Source organism: Nocardiopsis sp. SBT366 (assembly GCF_001083815.1).
GTDB lineage: Bacteria > Actinomycetota > Actinomycetes > Streptosporangiales > Streptosporangiaceae > Nocardiopsis > Nocardiopsis prasina.
This window is the reverse complement of sequence record NZ_LAVM01000055.1, coordinates 1-22,115: the sequence shown is the minus strand read 5'-3', so window position 1 is coordinate 22,115 and position 22,115 is coordinate 1. Positions and strand designations below refer to the sequence as shown.

At 72.5% G+C, this 22,115-nt stretch carries 20 protein-coding genes; 9 read left to right on the top strand and 11 right to left on the bottom strand.

What is annotated here, in order from left to right; all coding sequences use genetic code 11:
• Nucleotides 1-250: 250 nt before the first annotated feature.
• Both ADX84_RS17200 and ADX84_RS17195 read right to left on the bottom strand, forming a co-directional pair.
• Nucleotides 251-1,165, bottom strand: coding sequence for an LLM class flavin-dependent oxidoreductase (locus ADX84_RS17200; protein ID WP_049575594.1), 915 nt, complete (start codon nt 1,163-1,165; stop codon nt 251-253).
• Between the two features lie 28 nt (nt 1,166-1,193).
• On the bottom strand, nt 1,194-1,475 hold the full coding sequence (locus ADX84_RS17195) for a GNAT family N-acetyltransferase (protein ID WP_049575590.1): 282 nt from the start codon (nt 1,473-1,475) through the stop codon (nt 1,194-1,196).
• A 147-nt stretch (nt 1,476-1,622) separates the two neighbouring features.
• Between ADX84_RS17195 and ADX84_RS17190 the strand changes: the two genes are divergently transcribed.
• Genes ADX84_RS17190 through ADX84_RS17175 form a run of 4 tightly spaced genes read left to right on the top strand, consistent with a single transcriptional unit; the run spans nt 1,623 to nt 5,394 of the window.
• Complete coding sequence (locus tag ADX84_RS17190) at nt 1,623-2,378, top strand: SDR family oxidoreductase (RefSeq protein ID WP_049575585.1); 756 nt, start codon at nt 1,623-1,625, stop codon at nt 2,376-2,378.
• Nucleotides 2,379-2,383: 5 nt separating this feature from the next.
• Complete coding sequence (locus ADX84_RS17185) at nt 2,384-3,166, top strand: SDR family oxidoreductase (protein ID WP_049575670.1); 783 nt, start codon at nt 2,384-2,386, stop codon at nt 3,164-3,166.
• Nucleotides 3,163-4,176 (top strand): phosphotransferase family protein, encoded by a 1,014-nt coding sequence (locus tag ADX84_RS17180; RefSeq protein ID WP_049575581.1) that lies wholly within the window; start codon nt 3,163-3,165, stop codon nt 4,174-4,176. Before ADX84_RS17185 ends, ADX84_RS17180 begins: the two co-directional genes overlap by 4 nt.
• 6 nt (nt 4,177-4,182) lie before the next feature.
• Entirely contained in the window at nt 4,183-5,394 is a 1,212-nt protein-coding gene (locus ADX84_RS17175) for an acyl-CoA dehydrogenase family protein (RefSeq protein ID WP_049575577.1), read from the top strand.
• Between the two features lie 103 nt (nt 5,395-5,497).
• On the opposite strand, the gene ADX84_RS17170 is transcribed toward ADX84_RS17175, so the two are convergent.
• Nucleotides 5,498-6,112, bottom strand: a complete 615-nt coding sequence (locus tag ADX84_RS17170; protein WP_049575666.1) for a TetR/AcrR family transcriptional regulator — start codon at nt 6,110-6,112, stop codon at nt 5,498-5,500.
• A gap of 75 nt (nt 6,113-6,187) precedes the next feature.
• Between ADX84_RS17170 and ADX84_RS17165 the strand changes: the two genes are divergently transcribed.
• The gene (locus tag ADX84_RS17165) at nt 6,188-6,934 is read left to right on the top strand and encodes a GbsR/MarR family transcriptional regulator (RefSeq protein WP_369801103.1); all 747 of its coding nucleotides are present in this window, start codon (nt 6,188-6,190) and stop codon (nt 6,932-6,934) included.
• A gap of 2 nt (nt 6,935-6,936) precedes the next feature.
• Here ADX84_RS17165 and ADX84_RS17160 read toward each other — a convergent pair whose 3' ends face one another.
• From ADX84_RS17160 to ADX84_RS17135, 6 genes are all read right to left on the bottom strand, one after another.
• Nucleotides 6,937-7,743 carry an ABC transporter ATP-binding protein gene (locus tag ADX84_RS17160; RefSeq protein WP_234004041.1) on the bottom strand — a complete coding sequence of 269 codons (807 nt, stop codon included), beginning with the start codon at nt 7,741-7,743 and terminating at the stop codon, nt 6,937-6,939.
• Nucleotides 7,740-8,756, bottom strand: coding sequence for an iron chelate uptake ABC transporter family permease subunit (locus ADX84_RS17155; RefSeq protein ID WP_049575659.1), 1,017 nt, complete (start codon nt 8,754-8,756; stop codon nt 7,740-7,742). The genes ADX84_RS17160 and ADX84_RS17155 overlap by 4 nt, the downstream gene beginning before the upstream one ends.
• A gap of 95 nt (nt 8,757-8,851) precedes the next feature.
• Nucleotides 8,852-9,874: an iron chelate uptake ABC transporter family permease subunit gene (locus ADX84_RS17150; RefSeq protein WP_049575569.1), complete on the bottom strand. Its 1,023-nt coding sequence runs from the start codon at nt 9,872-9,874 to the stop codon at nt 8,852-8,854.
• A gap of 14 nt (nt 9,875-9,888) precedes the next feature.
• The gene (locus ADX84_RS17145) at nt 9,889-10,914 is read right to left on the bottom strand and encodes an iron-siderophore ABC transporter substrate-binding protein (protein WP_049575565.1); all 1,026 of its coding nucleotides are present in this window, start codon (nt 10,912-10,914) and stop codon (nt 9,889-9,891) included.
• A 299-nt stretch (nt 10,915-11,213) separates the two neighbouring features.
• Entirely contained in the window at nt 11,214-12,365 is a 1,152-nt protein-coding gene (locus tag ADX84_RS17140) for an NAD(P)/FAD-dependent oxidoreductase (protein ID WP_049575560.1), read from the bottom strand.
• An 82-nt stretch (nt 12,366-12,447) separates the two neighbouring features.
• Nucleotides 12,448-14,121, bottom strand: coding sequence for an alpha-glucosidase (locus tag ADX84_RS17135; RefSeq protein WP_049575556.1), 1,674 nt, complete (start codon nt 14,119-14,121; stop codon nt 12,448-12,450).
• A gap of 182 nt (nt 14,122-14,303) precedes the next feature.
• Between ADX84_RS17135 and ADX84_RS17130 the strand changes: the two genes are divergently transcribed.
• Both ADX84_RS17130 and ADX84_RS17125 read left to right on the top strand, forming a co-directional pair.
• Entirely contained in the window at nt 14,304-15,581 is a 1,278-nt protein-coding gene (locus ADX84_RS17130) for an MFS transporter (RefSeq protein WP_049575553.1), read from the top strand.
• A 498-nt stretch (nt 15,582-16,079) separates the two neighbouring features.
• The gene (locus ADX84_RS17125; protein WP_049575551.1) at nt 16,080-16,880 is read left to right on the top strand and encodes a cyclase family protein; all 801 of its coding nucleotides are present in this window, start codon (nt 16,080-16,082) and stop codon (nt 16,878-16,880) included.
• Nucleotides 16,881-16,892: 12 nt separating this feature from the next.
• Here ADX84_RS17125 and ADX84_RS17120 read toward each other — a convergent pair whose 3' ends face one another.
• Both ADX84_RS17120 and ADX84_RS17115 read right to left on the bottom strand, forming a co-directional pair.
• Nucleotides 16,893-18,110: a PP2C family protein-serine/threonine phosphatase gene (locus tag ADX84_RS17120; protein WP_049575656.1), complete on the bottom strand. Its 1,218-nt coding sequence runs from the start codon at nt 18,108-18,110 to the stop codon at nt 16,893-16,895.
• A gap of 684 nt (nt 18,111-18,794) precedes the next feature.
• Nucleotides 18,795-19,895, bottom strand: coding sequence for a TetR/AcrR family transcriptional regulator (locus ADX84_RS17115; protein WP_049575545.1), 1,101 nt, complete (start codon nt 19,893-19,895; stop codon nt 18,795-18,797).
• Between the two features lie 112 nt (nt 19,896-20,007).
• Here ADX84_RS17115 and ADX84_RS17110 point away from each other — a divergent pair, with 112 nt between their 5' ends.
• Nucleotides 20,008-20,970, top strand: coding sequence for an ATP-binding cassette domain-containing protein (locus ADX84_RS17110; protein WP_049575543.1), 963 nt, complete (start codon nt 20,008-20,010; stop codon nt 20,968-20,970).
• Nucleotides 20,967-21,764, top strand: a complete 798-nt coding sequence (locus tag ADX84_RS17105; RefSeq protein WP_049575539.1) for an ABC transporter permease — start codon at nt 20,967-20,969, stop codon at nt 21,762-21,764. Before ADX84_RS17110 ends, ADX84_RS17105 begins: the two co-directional genes overlap by 4 nt.
• Nucleotides 21,765-22,115: the final 351 nt, after the last annotated feature.

Sequence of the window (22,115 nt, the reverse complement as noted above, 5' to 3'; positions counted from 1 at the left end):
TCTCTGGACCGTTCCTTCCACCCGTCGCCCGCAGCACCATCAACGGACGCCCGCGGTGTCCGCGTGGCGGGGCACAGCAGGGAAGACGGCCGCTCACACCGAGAGGGCGCCGGTGAGGCCGCCTGAGGCATCGAGAAGACGCCCCAGGAGAGAATCCCCCGCCTCGCCACCTTTACGAAGTAGATTCACTATTGACCGATTTCCTCCGTTCCGGGGCAACCGCGCCGGAACGGAGGAATCGCCCCGCGCGTCAGCCCCGCGCCGCCCGCACCGCCTCGCGGACCGCCGGTGCCACCTCGGCGGCGAACAGGTCCACCTGGGCGGCCGAGTCCTCCGCCGGGCCCAGCACGAACGTGTCCATGCCGTGCTCCAGCACGAACCCCGTGATCGCCTCGACCCACGCCTCCACCGGACCGTGGAGCGGCTCACCCGGGTCACCCTGGACCCCGTGGCCGGTGATCGTGCCCCACAGGTTGTACACACGGCGCACGGACGCCGGGTCCCGGCCGGCTTCGGCGGCGCCCGCGTCGATCCGGGCGTGCGCCTGCGGCAACCGGTCCGGTCCGACATAGGCGTGCGAGGCCACCCAGCCGTCCGCGCGGCGCCCCACCTCGCCGAGCAGCCGGGGACCGGCCACCCCCAGCCAGATCCCCATGTCGTGAGCGGGAGCGGGCCCCGGTTTGACCCCGGCCAGCCGGTAGTGCTCCCCCTCGAAGCGGACCGACCTCTGCTCGGACCACATCAGCCGGATCACCTCCATCGCCTCCAGGAGGGAGTCGGCGGCCTCGCGCGGGGTCCGGCGCTCACCACCCATCGCCTCGATCGCCTCCCAGAACGCCCCGGCGCCCAGGCCGAGCTCGAACCGGCCACCGGAGAGCACGTCCAGACTGGCGGCGTTCTTGGCCATGACCGCGGGCGGGCGCAGGGGCAGGTTGGCGACGTCCGGGAAGATCCGCAGCCGCTCGGTGCGGGCCAGCGCCGTGGCCATCAGGCCCCAGGTGTCGAGGTGGCGCCGTTGGTAGGGGTGGTCCTGGAACCCGGCGAAGTCGAGGCCGCCGCGTTCGGCCGCCCCGACCACCTCCCAGGTCCGTCGCAGGGAGTCCGGGTCCGCGTTCGGTGAGGGGAAGACCCCGAAGGCGATCGCGCGCCCGTAGTCGGTACTCACGCTCCTGGCTCCCTTCCGCGCGGACCCGTCACCGGTACACGAGGTCGGCGTACTCGCGGTGGCGCTCGATCCACCCCTTGACGAAGGGGCACAGCGGAAGCACGGCCAGCTCACGGGTACGCACGTCGTCCAGCGCCTCGCGCACCAGGACGCTGCCCAGCCCCCGCCCCTCGAAGGCGGGGTCGATCTCGGTGTGCGTGAAGGTGATCAGCTCGTCGGTGAGGATGTACTCCGCGTACCCCGCGACCTCGCCGTCGACTCTGACCTCGTAGCGGCGGCGCTCGGGAACGTCGGTGACCTCGGTGGCCATGGTGGAACCTCCTGTGTGCGTGACGCGGGCGACCGCGCCCGCGTCCGAGTCATTGTCCCCTGGCCTGCCCGCGGTCCCCTTGCGGCACGCGCCTTCGCGGACATAGAGTCTCCGTGACATACCGACCAGTCGGTCTAGGGAGTACGCATGACATCGCGGTTCGGCGGGCGCACCGCCATCATCACCGGTGCCAGTCGCGGCATCGGTCTGGCCGTCGCCCAGCGGCTCGTCTCCGAGGGGGCTCGCGTGTGCGTCACCGCGCGCAAGCCCGAACCCCTGAGGGAGGCAGTCGAGGCCCTCGGCGGCCCCGAACACGCCATCGGGGTCCCCGGTCGGGCCGACGACCCCGACCACCAGGACGCCGCGATCGCCGCCACCCTGGAGGCCTTCGGCAGTGTGGACCTGCTCGTCAACAACACCGGCATCAACCCGGTCTACGGCCGTATGGTCGACCTCGACCTCGACGCCGCCCGCAAGATCTTCGAGGTCAACGTGCTCGCCGCGATCTCCTGGGTCCAAAGGGCCCACCAGGCGTGGTTCGCCGAGCACGGCGGCGCCATCGTCAACGTCTCCTCCGTGGCCGGGACCAAACCCGCCCCCGGCATCGGCTTCTACGGCGCCACCAAGGCCATGCTCACCCACGTCACCGAGGAGCTCGCGGTCGAACTCGGCCCGGGCGTGCGCGTGAACGGGGTCGCCCCCGCCGTGGTCAAGACCCGCTTCGCCGAGGCCCTGTACGAGGGCCGGGAGGAGAAGGTCGCCGCCCAGTACCCGCTCGGTCGCCTCGGCGTGCCCGAGGACGTCGCGGGCGCGGTCGCCTTCCTGCTCTCCGAGGACGCCGCGTGGGTCACCGGCCGCACCCTCGTGCTGGACGGTGGGGTCACCCTCACCGGAGGGGTGTGAACGGCATGGATCCGAACGGAATCGGAGCGGTGGTCACCGGCGGAGGCAACGGGATCGGGGCGGCCGTCGCCCGCCGACTGGCCGGTGCGGGGGCGCGCGTCGTGGTCAACGACCTGGACGCGGACGCCGCTCGGACCGTGGCCCGGGAGATCGGTGGGACCGCCGTCCCCGGTGACGCCGCGAGCGAGGAGGGTGTGACCGCCCTGATCGACGAGGCCGAGGAACGGCTGGGCGGCATCGACCTGTACGTGGCCAACGCCGGGGTCGCCGTCAAGGGCGGACCCGAGGCGCCGGAGGCCGACTGGGACCTCGCCTGGCAGGTCAACGTGATGGCGCACGTGCGTGCCGCCCGCGCGCTGGTGCCGGGGTGGCTGGAGCGCGGCCGGGGGCACCTGCTGACCACCGTGTCCGCCGCCGGGCTGCTCAGCATGCTGGGCAGCGCCCCCTACTCGGTGACCAAACACGCCGCGCTGGCCTTCGGAGAGTGGATGTCGGCCACCTACGGCGACCGGGGCATCACCACCCAGTGCCTGTGTCCCCTCGGCGTGCGCACGGACATGCTCGACACCTCCGGACCGGAGGGACGGGCCATCCTGGCCGGGGAGGCCATCAGCGCCGAGGAGGTCGCCGACGCCGTGCTCGCCGGGCTGGCCGACGGGCGCTTCCTGATCCTGCCGCACCCCCGGGTCGCCGACTACTACGCCGCGCGGGCCACCGACACCGACGCCTGGCTGGCCGGGATGCGCCGCATCCAGGCGCGGGTGTTCACCACCGAGGAGCGGGCATGAGCGGGGAACTGCCCGGCCTGGATCTGGGGAGGCTGCGCGTCCACCTGGACCGCGAGCTGCCCGGGCTGGTCGCGGGACCGCTCAGTGGCCGGGTGATCACCGGTGGCAAGTCCAACCTCACCTACACGGTCACCGACGGCACCGGTTCGTGGGTGGTACGCCGCCCGCCGCTGGGGCACGTGCTCGCCACCGCCCACGACATGCCCCGTGAGTACCGGGTGATGACGGCGCTGCGGGAGACCGCCGTGCCGGTGCCGCGCACCCACCTGCTCTGCGAGGACACCGACGTGCTGGGGGCGCCGTTCTACGTCATGGAGCACGTGGCGGGCACTCCCCTGCGCACCCTGGACGAGATCGCGCCGCTCGGAGCCTCGGGGGTCCGCGCCGTGTCCGACTCCCTCGTCTCCACGCTGGGCGAGCTGCACGCCGTGGACCCCGAGGACGTGGGACTGGGCGACTTCGGCCGCCCGGCGGGCTTCCTGGAGCGCCAGGTGCGCCGGTGGAGCAGGCAGTTGGAGGCTTCCCGCAGCCGGGACCTCCCCGGAATCGACGAGCTCCGGGACCGTCTCGCCGCCACCCTCCCCGAACAGGGCGCGCCCGCGATCGTGCACGGTGACTACCGGCTCGACAACGTGCTCGTCACCGAGGACGGGCGGCTCACCGCCGTCCTCGACTGGGAGATGGCCACCCTCGGTGACCCCCTCGTCGACCTCGGCCTGATGCTGGTCTACCGGGAGCAGCCGGTGATCGGCAAAGGGCAGCCGGCCACCTCGGCCGAGGGGTTCCCCTCCTCCCCCGAGCTGGCCCGGATGTACGCGGCCGCGACCGGCCGGGACGTGTCCCGGCTCGGCTGGTACGTGGCCTTCGGCTGTTTCAAGCTCGCGGTGATCGCCGAGGGCATCCACTACCGGCACGAGCGGGGACTGACCGTGGGAGCGGGCTTCGACGGGATCGGCGACGTGGTCGTCCCCCTGGTACGGCGCGCCCACTCCGTGCTGAAGGAGGACTGAGGACAGATGGACTTCGCATTCGACGCCCGGACCGAGGAGCTGCGGGAGCGGCTGCTGGCCTTCATGGACGAGCACGTCCACCCGGCCGAGACGGTGTTCGCCGCCCAGCTGGCCGAGCGCGAGGACCCCTGGGCGGTCCCGCCGGTGGTCGATGAGCTCAAGGCAGAGGCCCGCCGACGGGGGCTGTGGAACCTCTTCCTGGCCGGACACCCCGAGCACGGAGGCCTGCCCAACCTCCAGTACGCTCCGCTGGCCGAGATCACCGGGCGCAGCCCCCAGCTGGCCCCGGTGGCGCTCAACTGCGCCGCCCCGGACACCGGGAACATGGAGGTGCTGACGATGTTCGGCACCCCCGCGCAGAGGGAGCGGTGGCTCGAACCCCTGTTGGACGGGCGCATCCGCTCCGCCTTCGCGATGACGGAACCGGAGGTGGCCTCCTCCGACGCCACCAACATCACCACCCGGATCGTCCGGGAGGGCGACGAGTACGTGGTGAACGGGCACAAGTGGTTCATCACCGGGGCGCTCAACCCGGCCTGCGAGGTCCTCATCGTGATGGGCCGGACCGATCCGGACGCGGAGCGGCACCGGCAGCAGAGCATGGTGCTGGTGCCACGGGACACCCCCGGGCTGCGGATCGAGCGCGGCATGAGCGTGTTCGGCTACCACGACAGCGACCACGGCGGCCACGCCGAGGTGTTCTTCGAGGACGTCCGCGTGCCGGTGGGGAACCTGGTGGGCGGCGAGGGCGAGGGGTTCGCGATCGCCCAGGCGCGGCTGGGCCCCGGCCGCATCCACCACTGCATGCGTTCGATCGGCATCGCCGAGCGCGCCCTGGAGCTGACCTGCAAGCGGGTGCTGGAGCGGGTGGCGTTCGGCCGCCCTCTGGCCGAGCAGGGCGTGGTCCGTGAGTGGATCGCCGAGGCCCGGGTGGCGATCGAGCAGCTGCGCCTGCTGGTGCTCAAGACGGCCTACCTGATGGACACCGTGGGCAACAAGGGGGCGCACACCGAGATCCAGGCGATCAAGATCGCCACCCCGCGCACGGTCGAGTGGATCCTGGACCGGTGCGTGCAGGCGCACGGCGCGGCCGGGGTCAGCCAGGACACCCCGCTGGCCGGGTGGCAGGCCGGAGTGCGCTCACTGCGGCTGGCCGACGGTCCGGACGAGGTGCACCTGCGCTCGCTGGCCCGCGCGGAGTTGCGCAAGTACGCCTGACAAAGGACACCGGTGGCCGCGCGGGCAGGCCACGCCAGAGGGCCGGGGCGCCTGCCCCCGGCCCTTGTTCGTGTCAGCCGCCGCCGCTGGGCCCCACCACCGCTCAGGTCTGCGGGCGCAGGCCCGCGACGAGCAGGTCGGCGAAATGGCGGCCGACGTCGTCGCCGGTGAGCTCGCCGTCGCGCCGGTACCAGGTGCCCAGGTGGTGCACGGAACCGAAGAAGTAGTCCACGACCAGGTCCGCGGGGACGTCGGTGCGAAAGACGCCCTCGTTCTGGCCCTGCTCGATCATCGCGCGGAAGATCTCGTGGTAACCGCGGCGTTCGGCGCGCACGCTGCGCTGCTTCTCGGGCGCGAGCTGGTGCATGGACCGGAAGAAGATCTTGGTGTCGTCCATGTTGGCGACGCTGGTGACGATGACGTCGGCGGCGGCCGCGTGGACCCGTTCGGCCACGGGCGCCTCACGCGAGGAGATCTCCAGGAGGTGCTCGGTCTGCATCCGCAGGACACGGGCGTAGACCTCGTGGAGCAGGTCGTCCTTGGAGCCGAAGTAGTGGTACATCGCCCCCTTGGTGACGCCCGCCGCGGCCACGACCTCCTGCACCGAGGTGCTCTCGAACCCCTGCTCCGCGAAGAGCCGGGTGGCCGCCTCCAGCAGTCGTTCGGGCACGGATCCGCGCCCGGCTTCGACCTCGGTCGTCCGCCGTCCTCGCGCCATGTCCCGCCTCACCTCGTGTCCCCCGCGGTTCCCCGACGGGGTGTCGAACACCGACCCGGTCAGCATACCGACCGGATGGTACCCCGAGCACGCGCCAGCGGCCGACCGGAGGACGAAGGCGACCTGGAGGGTGTGTGGTGGGCCCTCGAGCGCCTGCTGGGGTCGCTGCGCACCACCCCCGGGCGAACCCGCCCCAACCGACGTGAGGCCGCCCGCGTGGGCGATATCGTGGCCCCCATGACGCAGGGTGTACGGGGGGAGCGGGCGTTGGAGGCGGGAGCGGTGGACGGGGCCGGGGACGACGCGGAGGCGTTCCGCGACGACTTCGTCGCCCGCTTCGCCGCCTACTGGCAGTCCCAGGGACGGCCCAAGGCCGAGGGCCGCATCGTGGGCTACCTGCTGGTGGCCGACCGGGACGCGGTCAGCGCAGAGGCCGTCGCCGAGGGCGCGGGGGTGAGCCGGGGCTCGGTCTCGCAGTCGGTGCGCCGCCTGCGCGAGCTGGGGTTCGTCACCCTCGTGGACTCCCCCGACAGCCGCTCACGGCTGATCAGCATGGACGAGGACGTCTGGGGCGGGTTCCTGCGCAACGAGCGCTCCTACCTGCGCCAACAGCGCGACCTCGCCGCCTCGGCGCTCGAACGCCTCCCGGACCTGGGCGAGTCCTCCCGCACCCGGCTGCACAACATGTACGACTACATGACCTGGCTGGACGGCCACCACGACGTACTGCTGGAGCACTGGGAGGAGTACAAGGCCGCCCGTGACCAGCGGACCCGGCCGGATCCGGTGACCACGGACGCCGAGTCCGAAGGGCCCGCCTGAGGTCAGGGTGACGCGGGGGCCCGCTCGTGCGGGATGACCAACGGGGTGCCGGTCCGGGGGTCGGGCACCACGTCGCAGGCCAGCCCGAACACCGACGCCACCCGCTCGGCCGTGACGACCTCCTCCGGGGTGCCGTCGGCCACCACCGCTCCCCCGTCCATCATCACCACCCTCGTGGCGAACCGGGCCGCCTGGGCGAGGTCGTGCAGGACCGCGACCACCGTGCGACCGTTTCGGTGCAGGTCGGCGAAGAGTTCCAGCAGGTCGTACTGGTGCGCGATGTCCAGGTAGGTGGTGGGCTCGTCCAGCAGCAGGGTTCCGCTGTCCTGTGCCAGCACCATGGCCACCCAGGCGCGCTGGCGCTGCCCTCCGGAGAGCGACCCCACCTGGACCTGGGCGAGGTCGGTGAGCCCGGCGAGCTCCAGGGCACGGGAGACGGCGGTCTCGTCCTCCGGGCTCCACTGCCGCAACAGGGTGTGGTGGGGGAAGCGTCCGCGCGCCGCCAGCGCGCGGACGGTGATCCCCTCGGGCGCCAACGGGCTCTGCGGCAGCAGCGCCAGCTGGCGGGCGACCGCCTTGGGCCGCTGCGCGCGCACGTCGCGGCCGTGCAGGAGCACCCTTCCGCTGCTCGGCCGGTTGACCCGGCCCAGCGCTTTGAGCAGGGTGGACTTGCCACAGCCGTTGGGGCCCACGATCACGGTGAACTCGCCCTGGGCGATGGTCAGGTCCAGGTCGCGCACGACCGGGTCCGCGCCGTAGCCCAGGGTGAGGCCCTCGGCCGCCAGGACCGGGGCGGTCTCTCGGCTCACAGTCGTCCCTTTCGCCATTCACGGATGAGCAGGTAGCCCAGATACACGCCACCGATCGCCAGGGTGAGGACGCCCACGGGCAGGCCCTCGGCGAGGGGCGCGTGCTGGACGGCCAGGTCGGCGGACACCAGCAGGAGCGCGCCCACCAGGCCGGACAGCGCCAGGTTGGGTCCTGGCGCGCCGCTGAGCCTGCGGGCGATCTGCGGCGCGGTGAGGGACACGAACGCGATCGGCCCGGCCACGCTCACCGCCGCCGCCGACAGCACCACGGACAGGACGACGGCGGCGGTGCGGCTGTTCGCGGCCCGGGCCCCGAGGGAGTCGGCGAGCTCGTCGCCCATCTCGTTGACGGTGATGGGCCCGGCCAGGGCCACGACCAGCGGGACCGCCAGCGCCAGGGTGAGCCAGATGGTGGTGGAGTGCTCCCAGGAGCGGGCCCCCAGGCTGCCGTTGACGTAGGCGGCCAGGACACTGGCCTTGTCTCGGGCCATCACGGACACCACGAACTGGGTGAAGGCCTGGGCCATGGCGGCGACGCCGATGCCCGCGACGATCAGCCGTCCGGGGTCGCGCAGTCCGGTGCCGGTCACGGCGGCCACGACCACCACGGCCAGGGCGGCCCCGGCCAACGCCCCCAGGGGTACCGGCACGATCCCCGGGAACATGAGCGCGGCGAGGGCGGCGCCAGCCCCCGCACCGGCGCCCAGTCCGATCACGTCGGGGCTGCCCAGCGGGTTGCGGGTCACGGACTGGAAGAGCGCCCCGGCCAGTCCCAGGGCGACGCCCGTTCCCACCGCCACCGACAGCCGGGGGCCGCGCAGCCGTTCGAGGGCGAACAGGTGGGTGGCCTCCCCTCGCCCGGACAGGACCGCGGGCAGTTGGGTGAGGGGCACTCCCAGGCGCCCGAGGCTCAGGGTGGCGACGGCCGCCGCCAGCAGGAGCACCAGAATGAGGAGGCCCACCACGAGCGAGCGGCGGTGGAGGGGCAGCGCGACGTGACGGCCCAGGCGCAGGACCGGGAACGGCGGACGTGGTGAGGGCGAGGGCTCCGGTGGGGTGCCGGTCGGGGCTTCGGAGGCCCGGTCGAACGCGGATCGCAGCGGGTGGTTCACGTCGCCGACCTCGACTTCCGGACCACGTACAACAGCACCGGCGCGCCGACGAAGGCGGTGACCACGCCCACCATGAGTTCCATGGGGCGTACCAGGATACGGCCCACGACGTCGGCGACCAGCAGCAGGGAGGGACCGACCAACAGGGCGAAGGGCACTTGGAGCCGGAAGTCCACCCCGACCAGCCCGCGCACCACGTGCGGGACCGCCAGCCCGACGAAGGCGATGGGGCCCGCCGCCGCGGTGGCCCCGGCCGCGAGCACGGTGCCCGCGAGCAGTCCTCCCGAGCGCGCCAGGAACACGTTGGCGCCGGTCGCCACGGCCGCCTCCTCCCCCAGGGCCAGGGCGTTGAGCGAGCCCATCACCAACAGCGCGAGCAGGACCCCCGCCCCGATCACCGGCAGGACGGCGAGGAGCACGTCGTGGCCGCGACCGGCCAGGGAGCCCACCACCCAGTAGCGGTAGCTGTCGAAGACGTCCGGCATGCTCAGCGAGACCGCCTGGACGTAGGCCATGAGCACCGCCGAGACCACCGCGCCGGCCAGAACCAGGCGGACCATGCCGCCGTCGCCACCGCGAGTGCCCACCGTGTGGGCGGCCAACCCGGCCAGCAGCGCGCCGGGCAGGGCCCACCAGACGGTGGCGGTGGTGGAGGCGGGGCCGAGCAGGGCGGTGGCGGTGACCACCGCCGCGGCCGCCCCCGCGTTGACGCCCAGCAGACCGGGGTCGGCCAGCGGGTTGCGGGTCACCCCCTGCATGAGGGTGCCGGACAGAGCCAGCGCGGCCCCGGCCACGATTCCGAGGAGGGTGCGCGGGTAGCGGCTCTCCACCACGGCGGTGATGTGGGGGTCGGCCTCGCCGAGGAGGACCTGCCACACCTCGGCCGGTGAGGTGGGTTTGCTGCCCGCGACCAGGCTGAGCAGGACCGCCGCGAACAGGACCGCCCCGGCCGCGCCCAGGGCGAGCGCGGCGCGGGCGGGCCCCGTGCGGGGCGGTGCCGCGAGTGTCTTCACGATCACGTCGTCGGGTCGCCTCAGTCGTCCAGGGTCCCGGCGGCCTCCTCGATGAGGGGGACGTAGCGGTCGATGACCCAGGGCACCGTGAGCGGGTTGATCAGGGAGGAGGCGGTGACGAAGGAGTTGTCGTCGCTGGTGACCACGGAGCCGCGTTCGATGGCGGGGATGGAGCCGTACAGGTCCTGGGACTCGATCTCGGCGCGCGTCTCGGGGTCGGAGTAGAACGTGAAGATGAGGTCGCTGTCACCGAACTGGTCGGCGTTCTCCAGGCCGATGAGGGCGGAGTCGGTGCCCTCGGTCTCGGGGAAGGTCTCCACGACCGGGTCGACCTGGAGCCCCAGACCGCGCACCATGGCCACGCGCTGCTCGTCGGGGAGGAAGACGCCGAGCGTGCCGGGACCGTCGGTGTAGACGTAGGAGAAGGTGAGGTCGGCGAACTCGGGGTTGTCGGCGGACGCCTCCTCGAACCGACCCTCGATCTCGGTGACGAGGTCCCCGGCCTCCTCGGGCTGGCCGAGCGCCCGACCGATGATCTCGATCTGCTCGTCCCAGTCGGTGCTCCAGGCGAGGTCGGGGTAGGCGACCGTGGGGGCGATGTCGGTGAGGATGTCGTACTGCTCCTGGGTGACCCCGGACCAGGGGGCGAGGATGACGTCGGGGGCGAGTTCGATGATCGCCTCGAAGTCGATGTCGTCGGCCCCCGCGAACTGCTCGGGGAGCTCCTCGCCGGACTCGGTGACGGCCTCGTGGATCCAGGGCAGGTAGCCGGTGTCGTCGCTGCCCCACTCGTAGCTCTCGATGCCGACCGGCACGGTGCCGAGGGCGATGGCGGTCTCGGCGGATCCCTGTCCGAGGGTGACGACGCGTTCGGGGCGCTCGGGGATCTCGGCGGTGCCGAGGGCGCTCTCGATGGTGACGGGGAAGGTCCCGTCCGCGTTCGCCTCCGATGGAGTGTCCTCGCCGTCGGTGCCGCAGGCGGCCAGGCCGAGAGCGAGGGCCGAGGTGAGTGCGATGCCGCCGACTCGGCGCAGGGTGGAGTACATGCTCACTGCTTTCTTAGTCACGGGGAGCGGCCGCGTCGCTCTGGGCGGGCCGGTTGCGCGCAGGGGGAGTCCTCGGAGGAGGGCAGCACGAGGGAACCAACAAAACGGGAGAAACCCGACATCAAGCAAGGTTAGTCTAACCTCACTTGGGGGGATTTCAAAAAATATGAACCGGGAGGGGTCTCCCCCTCCCGGTCCCGAAGCGGCCGGTCACAGCCCTGGGCGGACCTCACTCCGGGTACGGGCCCTCGTACCGCTAGCGGAGGGCGCGACCACCGCCAGCGGTGTGTGATCAGAACTCACGGGCGGCGGTCGGTGAGAACGTTGCTCACCCCGCCGAGGTAGCCGATGAACTGGCGGGTGACCATGGCACCCAGCCGTTCGCGGCCAAGGAACCGGGGCGGTGTGAGGCGTGTGATCGCGTCCGCCCCCGAGGCCAGCGACGCCAGGTTCACCGGCCCGCGCCGCACCGACTCGTACCGGCGCAGCGCGGCGGCGGGGTCGGCCTCGGCCGCCTCGTCGGAGAGCGCCAGGCTCAGCGCCCACGCGTCCTCCAGTGCCTGGTTGGCTCCCTGTGCGGTGGAGGGCGGGAAGGCGTGGGCGGCGTCGCCCAGCAGGGTCGCCCCGCCCTCGCCCCAGACCCGGCGGACCCGGTGGCGGACGTGCTCGAACAGCGCGAGGTCCTCGTCCTTCGCGTGGTCCAGGACGGCGCGCACGTCGGGATCGGTCCAGTCCTCGAACAGGCGGCGCAGAACGCTGGACGGGGAGGCGGGCCGGGGGATCTCCTGGCGCCAGCGAACGTCGAACCACCACTGCACGAGCCCGTCCCCGGCGGGCACCATGTGGCACACGCCCTGGCGTCCCTGGACCACCGCCGCGACCGTGCCCGCCGCCAGGTCCGTCGGCACCCGCGTGAGCCCCTGCCAGCTGGCCCAGCCGGTGGGACGCACCGGATCGCTCTCCCACAGGTCACGCCGGGCCGCCGAACGCACGCCGTCCGCGCCGACCACCACGTCACCCGTGGCGCTGGTGCCGTCCCCGAAGAGCGCGCTCACGGTGCCGTCGAAGTTGATCCGCACCCGGGTGCACACGCGGCCGTAGCGCACGGTGCCCTCGGGCAGTCCGTCCACGAGCAGGTCCAGGAGCGCGTGCCGGGGAACGGTACGGCACTCGAACCCGTAGTGGTCGCTCACCGCGTCGACGTCGAGTGTGTAGCGCCGCCGCCCGGAGGGGTCGCGGTTCTCCAGTCCGTCGAGACGGCGGCCGATCCCGCCGGGGTCGACCCCCAGGGCCCGCAGGGCCGCGGTCCCGTTGGAGTGGAGGCCGAGTCCGGCACCTCCGGAGCGCGGCCCGGTCGCGCGCTCGTGGACCTCGACCTCGTGTCCCCGCCCGGTGAGTCCCCGGGCCAGGGCGAGCCCGCCCACACCGGCTCCGACGATGACGACTCTCATGAAGGTCCCCGCTCCCGCTCGATCGGCTGCCCAACACAGTACTCACCGATCGATCGCGGGAGCAGGGCCCCTCGGGGGTGGATCATCGGCCCAGGTGCACGCGGGCCTCCCACGGGCGCAACGGAGCCAGGACCGGTCCGGCGTCGGCGAGGTTGCCGATCAGCAGTTCGGGGTCGGAGCCCGCCACTTCCTCGGGCAGGTCCACCTCCACCGTCCGGTCGCTCCAGTTGGCCAGCACCAGCAGCACCTGGCCGTCGTACGCGCGGGTGTAGGCGTAGACGCGGGGGTCCTCCTCCAGCAGCGGGGCGAACCGTCCGTGCACGATGACCGGGTACTCCTTGCGGAGCGCGATCAGACGTCGGTAGTGGTGGAACACCGACCCCTCGTCGGCGACGGCGTCCTCCGCGTTGATGTCCACGTGGTTGGGGTTGACCCCGATCCACGGTGTACCGGTGGTGAACCCGGCCCGCTCCCCCGCGGTCCACTGCATGGGAGTGCGCGCGTTGTCCCGGCTCATCCGGGCGATCCCGGACATGGCGGCCCCGGCGTCCACCTTGCCGGTCTCGACCATGGTGCGGTGGTAGTTGAGGGTCTCCAGGTCGCGGTAGCCCGCGATGTCGTCCAGGTGGGCGTTGGTCATGCCCAGTTCCTCGCCCTGGTAGACGTACGGGGTCCCCTGCATCATGTGCAGCGTGGTGGCGATCGCCGTCGCCGACTCCACCCGGTACCGACCGTCGTCGCCGAACCGCGAGACCGCGCGCGGCTGGTCGTGGTTGTTCAGGTACAGGCTGTTCCAGCCCCGGTCGTTGAGCCCCGACTGCCAGCGGTTGAGCGAGGCCTTGAGCCGGACCAGGTCCAGCGGGCGCGGGTCGAACTTGCCGCCGGGCCCGTGGTCCAGGTCGACGTGCTCGAACTGGAACACCATGTCCAGCTCGCGGTTGACCGGGTTGGTGTGGACGCGCGCCTGCTCCACGCTCACGCCGGGCATCTCCCCCACCGTGAGCGCGTCGCGCCCGGCGAAGACGGTCCCGTGCATCTCGTGCAGGAACTCGTGCAGGCGCGGCCCGTTGATCGCGTGCTCGGCGAAGTCGCCGTGGTCGCCCGTCTCCGGCCCGTCCGGGAACTTCGGGTTCTTGGACACGAAGTTGATGACGTCCATGCGGAAGCCGTCCGCGCCACGGGCCAGCCACCACAGGGCGACCTCGTGCACGGCCGCGCGCACCCTGGGGTTCTCCCAGTTCAGGTCGGGTTGCGACGGGCTGAACAGGTGGAGGTAGTACTCGCCGCGCCCCTCGTCGTAGGTCCAGGCGGGGCCGGAGAAGACCGAACCCCAGTTGTTGGGCGGTCCGCCGTCGCGACCGGGCCGCCAGAAGTAGAAGTCGCGCTTGTCCTCGTCGCCCTCACGGGAGGCGGTGAACCAGGGGTGCCGGTCACTGGTGTGGTTGACGACCAGGTCCATCACCAGGCGCATACCGCGCTCGTGCAGGCCGTCCCGGAGCCGGTCCCAGTCCTCCAGGGTGCCGAACCGGGGGTCGATGCCGGTGTGGTCGCTGATGTCGTAGCCGTTGTCGTCCCACGGCGAGGGGTAGACGGGCGACAGCCAGACCACGTCCACACCGAGCAGCCTGAGGTAGTCGAGCTTCTCGATGATCCCGGGCAGGTCACCGACGCCGTCGCCGTCACTGTCGTTGAAGCTGCTCGGATAGATCTGGTAGACGACGCTTGACTTCCACCAGTCGGCGCTGGGTTCGGGCATGTGTTCCTTCTCAGCTCGTGTTCGGCACACCATTCAATCGTTCCGGGCTCCGGTTGGGGAGGGGAATCGCGGCGGCCTCGGGCGGCGGATCCCGAGGAGGGAAGCCCCTGGAGGGAACTGGTCTGGACCGGTAGGGTGCACGGGCCCCCACGATGCGCGCGGGGGTCACGGGAAGGTGCCCCATGGAGCGTGGCGGACCCGAGGAAGAGCTGGACCGGGCGGCGAGGGGCCCAGTGCAGCGGGCGGAGGTCGGGCCGCGGTTGTGGTCACGGGACTTCGCCCTCTTCTTCGCCGCGCGGGCGGTGGCCCGGACCGGTGACGGAATGCTCCCGGTGGCGCTGGCGGCCGGGCTCCTCGCGCACGGGCTGGGCGCGGGTGGCGTCGGGCTGGCGATGGCCTCGTACTCGGCCCTCTTCGTGGGGTTCGTGATCTTCGGCGGGGTGCTCTCCGACCGCTGGGGAGCCCGGCGCATGATGGTCGCCGCCGACCTGGTGCGCGTGGTCACCCAGGCGACCGCCGCCGTGCTGTTCCTGACCGGACACGTGGTCCTGTGGCAGATCTGCGTGATCGGCGCGGTCAACGGGATCGCGGCCGGGGCGTTCCAGCCCGGGGTGGCCTCGGTGGTGCCGAGAGTGGCCCGGGACGTGCAGGGCGCCAACGGGGTGATCCGTACCGCGGAGGCGCTGGCGATGCTGGTCGGCCCCGCGGTGGCGGGAGTGCTGGTGGCCGTGGTGTCGACGGCCGGGGTCCTTGGTGTGCACGCGGCGACCTACGCGGTGGGGGCGCTGCTGCTCGCGCTGATCCGGCTTCCCGAGCCGGCCCGGGGCCGGGGTGAGGGGCCGGGGTACGTCGCCGACCTGGTGGAGGGGTGGCGCGAGTTCCGTTCGCGGACCTGGATGTGGTCGGTGATCCTGCTGTGGATGGTGCTGATGGTGGCCATGTGGGGTCCGCAGATCCCCCTGGCCTCGGCGGAGATCATCCTCGGGCACGGCTCCCAGGCGTTCGGACTGGTCAGCGCCGCGCTGGGTGGTGGAACGGCGCTGGGCGGGGTGCTCGCCACGCGGATCCGGCCGGGCTTTCCCCTGCGTGTGGGAGCGATCGCGCTGTTCGGGGCGGGCGCGTACTCGGTGGCGGTCGGTCTGGGTCTGGGGGTTCCCGCGCTGGCGCTGGGAGCGGCGGTGAGCGGCGCGGCCATGGGCTTCTGGGGCGTGATGTGGATGACCAGCGTGCAGACCCAGGTCCCCGGCCCCGTGCTGGGGCGTATCCACGCCTACGAGGTGGCCGGTTCGTTGGCGATGCTGCCGGTGGGCCAGGCCCTGGCCGGTCCCGTCGCCGAGGTCTTCGGATCGCGGACGGTACTGCTGGTCGGCGGGACGGTGACGGTGGTGGTGGTGGTGTTGGTCCTGCTGCTCCTGCGGCCGGTCAGGAACCTGCCCTCGGTTCCCGCGTCACGTTCCTGACCAGGTCCCCAGGCCCGTGACGGTGGTGGGCCGGCGCGTGACCCGCTCACCGGTGACCGCGGGGACCCCGCTTCGTGAAGCCTCGGGGCGATCGGGATGGTCCGACGCCTCCCGGCCTGGACAACGGACACGGTCACGGGCCCGGACCCCTCCGTCCGGGACGCCCCCTTCGCCACCGCACCCCGGCGTTCCCCGGCGTTCCCCGGTGCCGCCGTGAGCCCGCTCCCCCGGCTCCGTGTTCGCTCCGAGCACCCACGCGCCCTTGGGCCTCACCCCCGCTGACGTACCCGGTGCCCCCTGCCTCCGCTCCCGCGAACTTCCGGTTCCCGGTTCCCCGGTTCCCGGGCCGGTTCGGCGGTTCAGCGGGAAAGTGATGGCGAACCGCGTCGTGCCCCGTTCCGTGAACGGAATCGCTCGGCACCGACCTCCCCGAGCCGCTACTTTTGACCCGACTCTCCCCGGGGCGCTCCCGGGGACTCGCTCGATGAAGGGGACGCCATGTGCTTGCACGGAACAGGTGAGACCGTGAGGGCCCGAACGGAGCACGCGGCGCCCGCCGGGCCGCCGACCGCACCAGTCAGCCCCCTCCCCTGGCCGAAGGGGTTCCGTCGGGTCGTGGACCTCAGCCACACCATCTCCCCCGGCATGCCGTCCTGGGACGAGGACAAGCCGGTCCGGGAGACCGTCGTCCCGGCCGCGGCTCCGGGTGAGTTCGGGCTCTACCTGCAACGGTGGAGCATGACCGAGCACACGGGGACACACCTGGACGCGCCCGGCCACGTGATCGGCGGGGGCCGTCTCGTGCCCGACATCGACCCGTCCGAGCTGGTCGCCCCGGCCGCCGTGATCGACATCCGCGCCCGGGCCGCAGAGGACCCCGACACGACGGTGACCGTGGACGACGTCCACGCCTATGAGCGCGTCCACGGGCGCATCCCGGCCGGGGCCGCGGTCCTGATGTGCTCGGGTTGGAGCTCCCGCTGGTCGGAGGGTGACGACCGCGTCCGGGGCGTGGCCGAGGACAGCACCTGGCACTTCCCCGGTTTCTCAGCCGAGGCCTGCGACTTCCTGGTCTCGCAGCGGGCCATCGCCGGAACCGGGGTGGACACGCTCAGCACGGACCCCGGCTCCTCCACGGACTTCGCCGCCCACGAGGTGGTGGGTCGGGCGGACCGCTGGGGGTTGGAGGCCCTGACCGGACTGGACCGGCTCCCGCCGAGCGGGGCGTTGATCACGGTGGGCGTGCTGCCCGGCCTGGACGCCTCGGGCGGTCCCAGCCGGGTCCTCGCCCTCTGGTGAGCCTTCCGGGGCTCAGAGGTGGCCCCGGACCGCCCCGCCGGGGGTCCACTCCAGCAGCATGATGGTGGCGTCGTCGGTGAATCCGCCGCGCTGGTGTGCGCGGATGTCGTGGATCAGGCGCCGCAGGGTCTCGGGGGCGGGCTCGTCGGCGGAGGCGGCCCTGATGACGAAGTCGGCGAAGCGCTCCAGGCCGAACATCCTTCCGTCCCTGTCGTGTGCCTCCGTGACGCCGTCGGTGTACAGCAGCACCTGGTCTCCGGGTTCGAGGGTGGTGCGGTGGACGGTGCGCGGGGTGGTGTCGGAGACCACCCCGTCCAGTCCGAGCGGGAGTTCGGGGGTGCGGTCCAGGGCGCCCTCCACCAGGCGCTGGTGGCGGATGAGCAGCGGCGCGGGGTGGGCGCAGTTGGCCCAGGAGAAGGCGCCGGTGGACAGGTCGAGGGTGGCGAAGATGGCCGTGCAGAAACGTTCGGGGAGCCAGGTGACCAGGGCGCGCTCCACGTTCTCGGTGAGTTCGGCGAGGTCGGCCCCGTTGCGGCGGGCGCTGCGGGCCCCGGCCATCGCGACCGACGCGGTCAGCCCGGAGGCGAGGTCGTGGCCCATGGCGTCCAGGATGACGGCGTGCAGGGTGTCGCGGGTGAGGGAGTGGTCGAAGGCGTCGCCACCCAGTTCGTAGGCGGGTTCGAGGACGGCGGTGGAGACCCCGCGCCGGGTGCCGAGTGTGCGGGGCGGGAGGAAGGCGCGCAGCATCTCCGCGCGCAGCTGCACGTCCCGGGCGCGGGTGCGCCGCACGTAGGTGTCGCTGTAGGCGCGTTTGGACGTGATGACCAGGGCGAGCAGGGCGGCGAGGGTCTGGCAGCGGCGGAGTGTGGGCTCGTCGAGCCAGGGGGTGCGGATGTGCACGACCCCGATGCGGTCGGCGCCGTCCTTGAGCGGGAGCCACAGGCTGAGCGCGTCCGCGCCGCCCTCCACCAGCCGCAGGGTGTCGGAGCGGTAGGTCTCCCCTGCGACGGTGGTCTCCACGTCGAGGATGGGTCCCCCGGTCAGCGGAACCAGCAGGCGCTGTTGCAGGTCCACGAGGTGGACGGTGATCTTTCCGAGCCCGATCGCCGCTCCGTAGCGATCGGCGGCCTCCAGCACCTCGATGGGGCCGCTGACGTGTACGGACCTGACGAGGTTCTGGAACAGCAGTTCGCTCTCGACGAGAGGTACCTCGTCGTGTTCCTCTTCCATGCCCACCCCCACCGGTCGTGGCCGGTCGGGGGTCCCCGGCTTCCGCACCCCAGTGTCGCATCGGGGACTCCACTCTCCCAGACTTCGACTGGCGTGTCCCTTAGCAGGTCAAACCGGTGGATTAGACCCCTCCACTCCCAGTGGGTCAACTTTGGTTGACTTTTTGGTCAGGTCAACTTAGATTGACGACTGTCGGGGTTGCGACACCCGCGAACCCCTCCGCGACCCAGGGAGCACCGATGCCCCGCACGCTCGACGCCCCCGCACCCGGATCCGAGGGCCCGCAGGCCTGGACGGCCCGCGGCCGCACGGTGACGACCCCACGGGCACGCCGGATCAAGGCGACCCACGGCGTCCTGTACCGGACCACGGGGTTGCCACCCGGGGAGGCCGCCCGTCGCGCCCGCGACCGGCCGGGACGCCGAGGGCCTGCTCAGGGCCCGGTGGGACTCGGGGGTGCCCCGCTCGGACGTGACCACCCGGACCGCTGCGGGCTTCGGCCCCGAGGAGGCCTCCCGTGCCGTGGCGAAGGGCCAAGCGCCGGACCGACTCCCCCGGGGAGGCTCCCGGGAGGAACGGAGACCGAACCCGTGAGCGGACGAGACGGACGACGTGCGGCTCTCGACGCCCCGGCGGGCGAGAGCACCCTTCACCGGCCCAACCCGGTGCCCTCGGGCCCCGAGATCAGCGTGCGGTCCGAGCCCCGTTCCCTTCGTTCCTCGCGCCTGTCGGCGGGACCAGGGCGCCCACCGCGTGGGCCGCGCCGCGCCCCTCCGATCGGGCGACGACCCGGCCTCCGTGCAGACGGAGCGCGCTCTCGGTGTCGTCGTTCGGGTCGGTGACGCCGACCGCGAGGGCCAGCCCCGGGTCGAGCACGATACTCGGCCGCGCCCAGGATCCCGCGGGGAAGGAGGAGGACAGGCAGGAGCGGAGTTCGGCCAGGACCAGCCGGACCAGGGGAAGGAGCTCGGCGGGTTCGGAGGTGACGGGCACGATCGTCACCGGCACGCCCTCCGCAACGGCGCGCAGGGCCTCCTCGAGGGCCTCCAGCCGGTGCAGCCCCAGCACCGCCACGATCCCGTCCTCAACCGGGAACCGCTCACCGCGCAGGACGTCGAGCGCCGTGGGCGCGGCCCAGGGTTCGTCCACGGGGCGGGCGTCCGGGACATGGGTGATGTGCGGTAGCGGCCAACCGTCGTCCAGGTCCACCCCGGCCAGGCGTTCGCAGGAGCGGATGACCGCGAAGGGGTCGACGAACCCGGGAGCCGCCGCGGCCAACTGCCCTGCCCCGTGCAGGGTGGTGAGCACGCTCTCGGCGACCCTGACACGACGCCGACCCGCCTGGGGCTGCGGGTCCAGGCTCTCCAGCGCACGCCCCAGCAGGATCGCTTGCACCGCCGTGGCCTGGGCGAACACCCGGCTCACGCGGGGGTCTGCGGTGACCTCTGCCATGAGTTCGACCCCGACCCGCTCGTCGGTGCCGGTCAGGGGCAGGCGGGCCACCCACGCGCGGGCAAAGGCTCCCAGGGCCCGGGTGGCGTCGCGGACGGACTCCGTGGCCCCGCCCAGGGGTTCGCGCTCGGCGGCCTCGGCCAGCACGGCGAAGTACAGGGCGCGTTTGCCCGGGAAGTTGGAGTAGACGGCGCCCCGCGTCAGGTCGGCGCGGTCCGCGACGCGGTCGATCTTGGTCTCGCGGAAGCCGTGTTCGGCGAACTCCTCGCGCGCCGCGGCGAGCACGCGCGCCCGGTTGGCCTCCTGCTGCTGTGCCCTGCTGAGCCGGACCATCTTCCTCCTCGTCTCGGTCCCCCCATCCTACGTTGAGATACCAAGAACACTCAGATACCCTCATCATTCGAATGATGCCAACATCTGGAACCTCCGGAGAATGGAGTGAACCATGCCTGAGTACGCGTTCCAGGCCCGCGGCCTGGTCAAACGGTTCGGCCGGACGACCGCGCTGTCCGGGGTCGACCTGGCCGCCCGACCCGGATCAGTCCTGGGAGTCCTGGGACCCAACGGCGCAGGCAAGACCACCGCCGTCCGCGTCCTGGCCACCCTCGCCCGTGCGGACGAGGGCACCGCCTCGGTCGGCGGCTTCGACGTCGTACGCGAGGCCCCACGGGCACGCCGCCTGATCGGACTGACCGGCCAGGGCTCGATGGTCGACGACGAACTCTCCGGCCGCGCCAACCTGGTGCTCCTGGGTCAACTCCTGGACCTGCGAAGAGGAGAGGCCCACGCCCGCGCGGACCACCTCCTGACCCGCTTCGGGCTCACCGAAGCCGCCCGGCGTCCCGTCACCACCTACTCCGGAGGCATGCGGCGCCGTCTGGACCTGGCGGCCAGCCTGGTGGGGCGGCCCAGCGTGGTCTTCCTCGACGAACCCTCCGTGGGACTCGACCCCGGACGGCGCGAGGACCTGTGGCGGATGGTCCGCGAACTCACGGCGGAGGGGACCACCGTGCTGCTCACCACGCAGTACCTGGAGGAGGCCGACGCCCTCGCCGACGAGATCACGGTGATCGACCGGGGCCGCGTGATCGCCGACGGCACGCCCGCCGAACTCAAACGCGTGGTGGGCGGGCAGGCCGTGTCCCTCCGGACCGCCGACCCCGCTCGAGCCGAGGAGGCCGCGGAGGTCATGCGGCGGGTCACGGGCCGCGAGCCCGAGCGCGCCCGCCACACCCTGTCCGTCCCGGTCGAGGGTGACTCCTCGGCCTGGGACGTGGCCGGGGAACTGCGGGCGCGGGGGATCACGGTGACCGAGTTCTCCCTGCACCTGCCCAGCCTCGACGAGGTGTTCTTCGCGCTGACCGGAGCACCCCGGAACACCGACACGGAGCAGGAGTCCGCCGCATGAGCACCGTCGAGACACGAACGGCCGCCCCTCGCCCCGCGCCCCTCATCCGGCACAGCCTGGTGCTGGCCCGGCGCGGCCTGGCCAAGTCCCTGCGCAACCCGGGTTCACTGGTGAACGGCGTGATGACCCCGGCCCTGTTCATGGTCCTGTTCGTGTACCTGTTCGGCGGGTCGGTGTCCGGCTCCACCGGCGCCTACCTCCAGTACCTCTTCCCGGGCGTCCTGGTGATGGGCGCGGGCATCGCCGGAATGCTCTCGTCGGGACTGACCATCAACATCGACATGAAGAAGGGCGTCCACGACCGCTTCCGGAGCCTGCCCATCGGCCGCTCGGCCCCTCTGTTGGGCTCCGTCCTGGCCGACCTGGTCCGCTACCTGGTCACGGTGCTGGTCCTGTTCGCGATCGGGCACCTGATGGGCTTTCGCGTGGAGACCGATCCCGGCTCCGCGATCGCCGCCTGCGCGCTGGCCATCGGTTTCGGATTCGGCCTGAGCTGGGTGATGGTGTTCCTGGGCGTGCTGCTGCGCGACGAGGGAGCCGTCATGGCGATCACCTTCGTCGCGATCCTGCCGCTGCTGCTGGGCACCAGCATGGCCGCGCCGGTCGAGACCCTGCCCGACTGGCTGCGGGCCTGGGCCGGGACCAACCCGGTCACCCACGCCATGGACGCCGCCCGATCCCTGCTCACCGGTACCCCGGCGGGTGACTCGGTCGCCCTCACGCTGGTCTGGTCGGCCGCGCTGGTCGTGGTGTTCGCCCCGCTGTCGGTCTGGGCCTTCAACCGGGAACGCTGACCCGGGCCCGGTACGGGTGGCCGGTGCGTTCGGCCACTTGCGTGGTCCCGGGGGGGGGAGGATGCCGCCGCCTCCCGGGAGCGCGGCGGCAGCGTGGTGCCGCACGGGCCTCGACCCGGCCAGCCGGTACGCCGCCCACATCGTGGCCACACGAACGAACCGCATCGTCGCCCGGAGGCGGTTCCGCTGTGGTGACGGAAGGCGCCGCTCCGCGAAGGTGTTCTCGGTGGAGGCCCCGGGGTGCACCGACCCGGAGCCGGGCACCCCGGCGACCGCCCCCAGCCACCCGTGCGCCCCTGAACGCGGGGCGTCGGGGGCGTGCCGACGCCCCCCCCCCCCCCTAGGCTGACC

Excerpts from the sequence above, each read along its gene's own strand:
- ADX84_RS17195 (WP_049575590.1), bottom strand. The coding sequence starts at position 1,475 with ATGGCCACCGAGGTCACCGACGTTCCCGAGCGCCGCCGCTACGAGGTC.
- ADX84_RS17190 (WP_049575585.1), top strand. The coding sequence starts at position 1,623 with ATGACATCGCGGTTCGGCGGGCGCACCGCCATCATCACCGGTGCCAGT.
- ADX84_RS17185 (WP_049575670.1), top strand. The coding sequence starts at position 2,384 with ATGGATCCGAACGGAATCGGAGCGGTGGTCACCGGCGGAGGCAACGGG.
- ADX84_RS17180 (WP_049575581.1), top strand. The coding sequence starts at position 3,163 with ATGAGCGGGGAACTGCCCGGCCTGGATCTGGGGAGGCTGCGCGTCCAC.
- ADX84_RS17175 (WP_049575577.1), top strand. The coding sequence starts at position 4,183 with ATGGACTTCGCATTCGACGCCCGGACCGAGGAGCTGCGGGAGCGGCTG.
- ADX84_RS17170 (WP_049575666.1), bottom strand. The coding sequence starts at position 6,112 with ATGGCGCGAGGACGGCGGACGACCGAGGTCGAAGCCGGGCGCGGATCC.
- ADX84_RS17165 (WP_369801103.1), top strand. The coding sequence starts at position 6,188 with ATGGTACCCCGAGCACGCGCCAGCGGCCGACCGGAGGACGAAGGCGAC.
- ADX84_RS17145 (WP_049575565.1), bottom strand. The coding sequence starts at position 10,914 with ATGTACTCCACCCTGCGCCGAGTCGGCGGCATCGCACTCACCTCGGCC.
- ADX84_RS17140 (WP_049575560.1), bottom strand. The coding sequence starts at position 12,365 with ATGAGAGTCGTCATCGTCGGAGCCGGTGTGGGCGGGCTCGCCCTGGCC.
- ADX84_RS17135 (WP_049575556.1), bottom strand. The coding sequence starts at position 14,121 with ATGCCCGAACCCAGCGCCGACTGGTGGAAGTCAAGCGTCGTCTACCAG.
- ADX84_RS17130 (WP_049575553.1), top strand. The coding sequence starts at position 14,304 with ATGGAGCGTGGCGGACCCGAGGAAGAGCTGGACCGGGCGGCGAGGGGC.
- ADX84_RS17125 (WP_049575551.1), top strand. The coding sequence starts at position 16,080 with ATGTGCTTGCACGGAACAGGTGAGACCGTGAGGGCCCGAACGGAGCAC.
- ADX84_RS17120 (WP_049575656.1), bottom strand. The coding sequence starts at position 18,110 with ATGGAAGAGGAACACGACGAGGTACCTCTCGTCGAGAGCGAACTGCTG.
- ADX84_RS17115 (WP_049575545.1), bottom strand. The coding sequence starts at position 19,895 with ATGGTCCGGCTCAGCAGGGCACAGCAGCAGGAGGCCAACCGGGCGCGC.
- ADX84_RS17110 (WP_049575543.1), top strand. The coding sequence starts at position 20,008 with ATGCCTGAGTACGCGTTCCAGGCCCGCGGCCTGGTCAAACGGTTCGGC.
- ADX84_RS17105 (WP_049575539.1), top strand. The coding sequence starts at position 20,967 with ATGAGCACCGTCGAGACACGAACGGCCGCCCCTCGCCCCGCGCCCCTC.